The 6,760-nt window shown below is 73.2% G+C and carries 6 protein-coding genes; 3 read left to right on the top strand and 3 right to left on the bottom strand.

Annotated features, from left to right (window positions below):
• The first annotated feature begins 8 nt into the window (after nt 1-8).
• Nucleotides 9-563 carry a DUF1097 domain-containing protein gene (locus ACFTWP_RS24380; protein ID WP_380266854.1) on the top strand — a complete coding sequence of 185 codons (555 nt, stop codon included), beginning with the start codon at nt 9-11 and terminating at the stop codon, nt 561-563.
• Nucleotides 560-982: an oxalurate catabolism protein HpxZ gene (gene hpxZ, locus ACFTWP_RS24385; protein WP_380266855.1), complete on the top strand. Its 423-nt coding sequence runs from the start codon at nt 560-562 to the stop codon at nt 980-982. The genes ACFTWP_RS24380 and hpxZ overlap by 4 nt, the downstream gene beginning before the upstream one ends.
• Nucleotides 983-1,174: 192 nt before the next feature.
• Here hpxZ and ACFTWP_RS24390 read toward each other — a convergent pair whose 3' ends face one another.
• A complete protein-coding gene (locus ACFTWP_RS24390) occupies nt 1,175-2,113 on the bottom strand; it encodes a LysR family transcriptional regulator (RefSeq protein WP_380266856.1) in 939 nt (312 codons plus the stop codon).
• A 131-nt stretch (nt 2,114-2,244) separates the two neighbouring features.
• On the opposite strand from ACFTWP_RS24390, the gene ACFTWP_RS24395 reads away from it, so the two are divergent.
• A complete protein-coding gene (locus ACFTWP_RS24395) occupies nt 2,245-3,153 on the top strand; it encodes a DMT family transporter (protein WP_380266905.1) in 909 nt (302 codons plus the stop codon).
• 53 nt (nt 3,154-3,206) lie between these two features.
• On the opposite strand, the gene ACFTWP_RS24400 is transcribed toward ACFTWP_RS24395, so the two are convergent.
• Nucleotides 3,207-4,400, bottom strand: coding sequence for a hypothetical protein (locus ACFTWP_RS24400; RefSeq protein ID WP_380266857.1), 1,194 nt, complete (start codon nt 4,398-4,400; stop codon nt 3,207-3,209).
• Between the two features lie 356 nt (nt 4,401-4,756).
• A complete protein-coding gene (locus ACFTWP_RS24405) occupies nt 4,757-6,316 on the bottom strand; it encodes an alpha-L-arabinofuranosidase B (protein WP_380266858.1) in 1,560 nt (519 codons plus the stop codon).
• Nucleotides 6,317-6,760 lie beyond the last annotated feature (444 nt).

Consider the following 6,760-nt stretch of genomic DNA (forward strand, 5'->3'; position numbering starts at 1 on the left):
GTCCCCCCATGCGTGAACGGATCCCGCACGAGATCACGGCCTCCGTCCTGGCCGCATCCACCGCCTTCATCGGCGGTACCGCACTCAACCTGCCGCCCTGGGCGATCTTCATCTCCTGGGCGGGCACCTTCCTGGCCGGCGGCCCGAGCCTGCCGGTGGCCCGGCGGCTCTGGGCGGCCATGCCCGCCGGGTCGTTCTTCGCCCTGCTGATCGTCCTGGTGACGCAGCGGATCGGCGACGGCCTCGGCCCGGGGCGGCTGGCCCAGGACACCGTGCTCGCCGGCGTCATCCTGGTCGTCAACACCGCCCTGATGTACGCCGGGCGGCTACGGCTGTTCTCGCTCGTCCCGGGCATGTTCCTCGGCTTCGCCTCGTACTTCGCGACGTTCTTCGGCGGCTTCGGATTCGTGCCCGGCAGCCCCTGGGCGGCCTGGCTGTCGGTGGTGGTGATGAACGCGCTCGGCCCGGTCTTCGCCCACCTCGCGGGCCGGCTGACCTTCCCGGTGCCCGACGTCCGCACCGCCCCCGCGGACGGCGCCCCGCTCAGCCCGGCCACCCGGTGACGGCGGCCCCCGGCACCGGGCCGGCCACCGCGGCACCGGACCAGACCGTCGACGACCCCGCCGCGCTCGCCGAGGTCCGGGCAGCCTTCGCCCGCTACGAACGGGCGCTCACCTCGAACGACGTCGGCGTCCTCGACGAGCTGTTCCACGACGGCCCGCGGACCGTCCGGTTCGGCGCCGGGGAGGAGCTGTTCGGGCCGGAGGAGATCGCCGCGTTCCGCCGGGCGCGCCCGGCGGCCGGACTCGACCGCAGCCCGGAGCGGATCGAGATCACCACCTTCGGCGACGCCTTCGCCGTGACCAGCATGACCTTCCGCCGTGCCGGTGTCCCCGGGATCGGCCGCCAGTCGCAGACCTGGGTGCGGTTCCCGGCGGTCGGCTGGCGGATCGTCGCCGCCCACGTCTCGCAGCGCGGCTGAGCGTGCGGGGGTGCTGCCCCGCACCCCCGCACGCCCCACCGGACGCGGCGCCGGCCCGGGCCTCCACCAGGTCGTCCAGGAGCCGGCGACCCCCTCGCGATCCGGGCCGGCGCCCGCCCCACCTGTTGTTGTCGCGACTCGGCGACGCCCGGACGAACCTTTCCGGGCGCTTCCGGGCCGACGCCGTGCGGCTCACCCCTCCGGGTGACCAGCCACCACCTGCTGCGGGCCACCGGCGGCCTCCACGGCCGCGCTCCGCAGCGCGTCGAGCAGTCTGCGCAGGGCGGGCTGCACGGGCGACGCGTCACGGATCGCGGCGTAGATCGCCCGCACCGGCTCCGGATTGCGGATCTCGCGGACGACCACGTGGGGGTGACGGCTGCCCAGCCCCAACTCGGGGATCAGACTCACCCCGAGGCCGGCGGCGACGAACCCCTGCGCAGTGGCGTAGTCCCCGCTCTCGACGACGAAGTCCGGGCTGAAACCGGCCGAGGCGCAGGCGTCGAGGACGGGGTCCAGGCAGGGCCCCGGCTGGTCGCTGCCCACCCAGGGCTCCTCGGCCAGGTCGGTCAGGTCGAGTACCTGCTTCGCGGCAAGCCGGTGCCCCCGGGGAAGCACGGCGAGATACCTGTCGTCGGCGAGGTGCGCGAACCGGACGCCGTCGACGGACACCCCGTCCGGTGACCGGACCACGAGGGCCACGTCGGCCTGACGCTCCCTCACCTCCCGTAGGGAGTCCTCGCCGTCGCCCAGCCTGAGGTCCACCTGGACACCCGGCTGGTCACGGCGGAGCGCCGCCACGGCGGGCGCCACCATCGCCGACCCCGCCGTGGCGAAGTACCGGACCACCACGCGGCCCGTCCGACCGGCCCGCAGCTCGGCGAGCGCGGTCTCCGCCTCGGCGACGTGCCTGCCGATGACGGCCGCGTACTCGGTGAGCAGCCGCCCGGCCTCGGTCGGCCGCACGCCCCGCCCGGTCCGCTCCAGCAGCCCGATCCCGGCCTCCTTCTCCAGCACCGCCATCTGCTGGCTGACCGCCGAAGGGGTGTACCCGAGATTCCGTGCCGCCGCGGTGACCGACCCACTGGTGACCACGGCCCTCAGCACCTGCATACGCCGCACATCAAGCATGTAGAACAGCTTAACTCTGCATCCAGATCTTTTCGCTTGTCTTACGACAACCGGCGAGGCACCGTACGAAGGGACGAAAACCCACCAGGAGGCGAACAGTGCTCAGCGGCCCACACGGCACCCCGATACGCATGGCCGTCCTCGCCCTGCTCTGGGGATCGAGCTTCCTCTGGATCAAGGTCGCCCTGTCCGGCGGCCTCTCCCCGCTCCACATCACCGTCATCCGCTGCGCGCTCGGAGCGGGTGTCCTGCTGGTCCTGGCCCGCGCCGGCGGCCAGCGCCTCCCGCGCGACCGCCGGACCTGGGGCCACCTCGTGGTGGCCGCCTTCTTCTGCAACGCCCTGCCGTTCCTCCTCTTCGGCATCGGCGAACAGAGCGTCGACTCCGGCGTGGCCAGCGTCCTGAACGCCACGACCCCGTTGTGGTCCCTGGTCATCGCCGTCACGACGGGCACGGAACGCGGCATCCGTCCGGTCCGGTTGGCCGGCCTCCTGCTCGGCTTCGCGGGCACCGTGCTCATCTTCGCCCCGTGGCAGCGCGGTGGCCTGAGCGGCTGGGGCGTGCCGGCCCTGCTCGCCGCGGCCGTCAGCTACGCGGTGGCCTTCGCCTACATGGCCCGGCACCTCATCGGCCGCCGGACCGCCCCGCTGGCCCTCTCGGCGGCCCAACTCATCGCCGCGACGGGCCTGAGCACCGTGGCTCTCCCCTCAGGTGCCGCGAACCTCTCCGGCCCCACCCTCACCGCGGTGGCCGCCGTCGCCGTCCTGGGCGTCTTCGGCACGGGGGTCACGTTCCATCTCAACTCCCGGCTCATCGCCGACGAGGGTCCCACCACCGCTGCGACCGTCGGCTACCTGCTGCCGGTGGTCTCGGTGGCCCTGGGCGCGATCGTTCTCGGCGAACGCGTGGGCCTTCGCGTCGTCACGGGCATGGCCCTGGTGCTCGTCGGGGTGGGCCTGGCGCGCAGTCGGAACCACGGCCTCGCCCGCTCCGGCGCCGCCGCCGCGCCGCGGCGGAAGGCCCACTCGATCACCGGATGAGGCGGGTCCGGCGCTCACCGGTGTTCCGACCGGATTCTCCCCGCCCGTGGGCGTCAGCCCGAGCCGGCGAGCGCCACCGCCGCCCTGGTCCCGGGATGGGCGTCCCCGAAGCCGGCCCGCCACGCCGCCAGGTTGGCGGCCAGCAGGCCCGCCGCCTCCGGGCGCCCCTGGGCGACCAGGGCGGCCGCGTGAGCGTGTCCGGCCTCCAGGGCCCGGTGGTGAGCGGCGCCCGTCTGCTCCCGGCAGCAACGGACGGCCTCGGCGGCCGCCGCCTCCGCCTCGCCGTACCGGCCCAGACCCAGCAGGGCGAACGCCGCCGCCACCTCCAGCGGCGACTGCTCCGCGGACGGCTTCCGTGCGTCCGACGCCAGCGCCGCCCGTACGGCCTGCACCTCTTCCCATGCCTCCTCGTACCGGCCCTGCCCGTTGAGGCTCCGGGCCAGGTTGATCCGCAGGGTCGCACGGAAGCTCGCCAGGTCGGCGCCTTCCGCAACCTCCGCCAGTGCGCCGCGGGCCACGCCCTCCGCCGCCGCGTGACGCCCCAGGCCGCACAGCGCGAACACGAGCCCGGACCGCGCCGTTGCGAGGGCGTAGGCCTGCGACGGGCCCCGCGGGGTGCCGATCGTCGCCATCACCCCGCGCCACTCCTCCAACGCCTCCTCGAACCGGCCGACATAGGCGAGCTCCCCGCCCCTGTTCACGCGGCTGCGGAGCAGCAGTGGCTCGTCGGCGGCGTTCCGGTCGGCGAAGCCGTCGATCGGGCCGTCCACGGCGGCGACCGCCTCCGCGTACAGTCCGAGCCGGCCGAGCACACTGCCCAGCCGATCGGCGGCATCGAGGTGGAACTCGTCGAACCGACCCGCCAGCGCCGTCGCCACCGCGCGGGCGTCCTCCTCCACCCGGGGATCCCGCCAGAGCGGCCCCTTCCGCAGGACCCGGCAGCGCAGGAAACGGGCCTCCAGGACCATCTGCGACACGTCAGCGGACGCCCGGCCCCCGTCCTCGATGCAGGCGGAGAGCTCGGCGACCGCCTCGTCTGCACGGCCGAGCCCGACCAGCGCGTCGGCACGCCACAGCCGGCTCGCGAGCGTGTCGTGGTGCCGCGGCCCGTGGAGCCCCTCCCTGATCCCGGCGGCCGTACGGAGCGCGATCTCCGCCCGCACCCAGTCCTCCGCGCCGGACATCCGCACCCCGTCGTCGTGCAGACGTCGGGCCCGCTGCTCCCGCCACCACGTTGTCGCCGACATGACTGTCCGCCCTCCCCTGTGATCCGACGCGATCCACCACCGGGCGTCTCCTCCTCCGACGGCCCTGCGGGCTCCGGTCGGTCGACGTCCGGTCGGTCGACGTCCGGTCGGTCTGCGTCGGGCCGGTCTCCGTCCGGCCGAGGAGAGTCCTGTTCGGGGGCGGCCGCCTGGAGTCACCGGCCGCATCCCGTCGGGACGTCAGACGATCTGATCGCCGTTGTGATCATCGTAGTCGGCTCCCTCGGCGTCGAGGCCCCCGATCTGGCGGCGCGAGGCCGCGCGGTGGCGGATCCACCCAGGACGGGCCGGTACCGCGGAGGGCGGCCGCCCGGTGGGACGGCCGCCCCGGTTCACGGTCAGGGAGTCCAGGGGGTGGCGACCACCCAGCTGACGTCGTCGGCCCAGAGCGCGGGCGCGTCGAAACTGTTGGAGCCGCCGTTGGAGGACACGTACCCGGTGTTGGCGTAGTGGCGGACGTACCGGTCGGCGAAGTTGTAGGAGACCAGCGAGTTGCCCTGCCCGTTCACACCCGCCTGCGAGCAGAAGGTGGCGTCGTCGGCGAACAGGACGCTGCCGTCGTTGGCGTGCAGGTAGAGCTGGAAGTTCTGGTGCCGCAGGTAGCTGCCCGGGGTGTTCTTCGACTCGAAGGAGCGGCAGGCGCTGTTGGCCAGACCGGGCCGAACGATCCAGGAGGCGTTGGCCTTGTCGGCCGCCGCACTGGACGAGGTGACGGCCGCGGTGGCGACGGCCGTGCCGGAGTGGCTGAGATAGCGGGTGGTGCAGCAGGCGGTGGTCGCCCGGAGCGAGATCGTCGAGCCGGTGTTGAGGGCGGCGCCGCCACCCGATCCCTGCGCGTAGCCGGCCGCGACGATGTTGGCCTGGACGGCGTTCTCGGTGGCGTCGGAGGGGTATCCGGAGGTCATGACGCCCTCGTAGAAGGTGCCGGCGGAGCCGTTGCTGTTGTCGCCGCCGATGCCGAGGATGATCGCGCCCTCCTTCTTCATCGGGTTGTAGCCGGAGGCGTTCGGCCGGGCCCCGTTGTAGTAGGTGGACAGTCCGCCGGACTGCGCGTTTCCGGCGCGGATGGCCCAGTGGTTCGGCTCGCCCTTGACGACCGCGGTGAGGAAGCGGTGGTTCACGGTCGGGTCGTTCGCGTTGTTGCCGGGATTGGCGCCCGAGAACAGGCCGTTCTCCAGGTCGGCCATCACCCACGGGCCGTTGCCGGAACCGGAGCCCCAGCCGCGGCTGTTGCCGAAGTAGACGGCCTCCATGGTGCCGTTGCCGTTGTCACGGCTGTTGGTCTCGGCGTTGCCGTAGTCGAAGCAACAGCCGTCGTTGTAGTGCGTGCCGTCGAAGATCGCGTACATGCCCTCGGGCTGGTCGGCGGTCGCGATCCCGTTCGTGGTGTTGTTCCGGTAGCCGGTGCCGGGCGAGACGAAGACGCCGTAGGCACGGTTGCCGTTGAGGGTGACCGGCGCCATCGTGGCGTTGGCGAGCTTGTCGTAGCCGCCCGCGGCAGGGCCGTTGAATCCACCCGGGGGTGCCTGGGTGAGGCGGTTGTTCCGGCCGCTCTGGTCGTAGACGACCGTGATGACGCAACTCGTGGCGGCGCAGAACGAGTCCTGGGCGCCGACGTCGGCGTATCCGCCCGCGTTGAGCACCCCGATGTCGCGGGTGGCGTTGTCCGAGGCGCGGCGCACCTGGTAGAGCGCCCCGTTGTAGGAACCGTACAGCGCACGGGTGGTGCTGTGGGCGGCGACGCACGGGGTCCCGCCGGCGGCGTACAGGTCGCAGGGCTGCGACGTGGCGGCCTGCGAGACCGTGGTGCCCGTGAGGGCACCCGCGGCGAGCACGGCGGCGAAGGCCGCGGTCAGTACGGCGGCACGACCTCGGAGAACGGACCGGAGTCCCTTCATTACTGTCCTCGATTCCTGGGTGGTTTCCGGAGTTTCCTGGTTCGCGGGCAGGGCCGACGTCGAGACGGCGGCAGGTATTCCTGGCAGGCAGCGGAACGCGCGTGGTTCGAGGCTTCGCGGTGCGCCACCTTGGCGTGCCCGACGCCACCGCGTACGAGAGCCGGCGGTCGACTCCGGGCTGGGGCACGCTCGGTGTGCCGTCCGGCGGGTGGGCCCGTCCGGTGTCCGCCGGGCTGTGCTGGTGATGCTGCTACGGAGGGCGATCGGGCACGCCTCGACGGCGCGGATCGACGGCGTATCGGTGTACCGGTGTACCGGTGTACCGGTGTACCGGTGTACCGGTGTACCGGCGTACCGGCGTACCGGCGTACCGGCGTACCGGCGTACCGGCGTACCGGCGTACCGGCGTACCGGCGTACCGGCGTACCGGCGTACCGGCGTACC

It is taken from the genome of Kitasatospora sp. NPDC057015, assembly GCF_042673745.1.
Taxonomy (GTDB): Bacteria; Actinomycetota; Actinomycetes; order Streptomycetales; family Streptomycetaceae; genus Kitasatospora.

Bases quoted from the DNA above. Each gene is read 5' to 3' on its own strand.
- ACFTWP_RS24390 (WP_380266856.1), bottom strand. From the start codon at position 2,113: ATGCTTGATGTGCGGCGTATGCAGGTGCTGAGGGCCGTGGTCACCAGT.
- ACFTWP_RS24395 (WP_380266905.1), top strand. From the start codon at position 2,245: ATGGCCGTCCTCGCCCTGCTCTGGGGATCGAGCTTCCTCTGGATCAAG.
- ACFTWP_RS24380 (WP_380266854.1), top strand. From the start codon at position 9: ATGCGTGAACGGATCCCGCACGAGATCACGGCCTCCGTCCTGGCCGCA.
- ACFTWP_RS24400 (WP_380266857.1), bottom strand. From the start codon at position 4,400: ATGTCGGCGACAACGTGGTGGCGGGAGCAGCGGGCCCGACGTCTGCAC.
- ACFTWP_RS24405 (WP_380266858.1), bottom strand. From the start codon at position 6,316: ATGAAGGGACTCCGGTCCGTTCTCCGAGGTCGTGCCGCCGTACTGACC.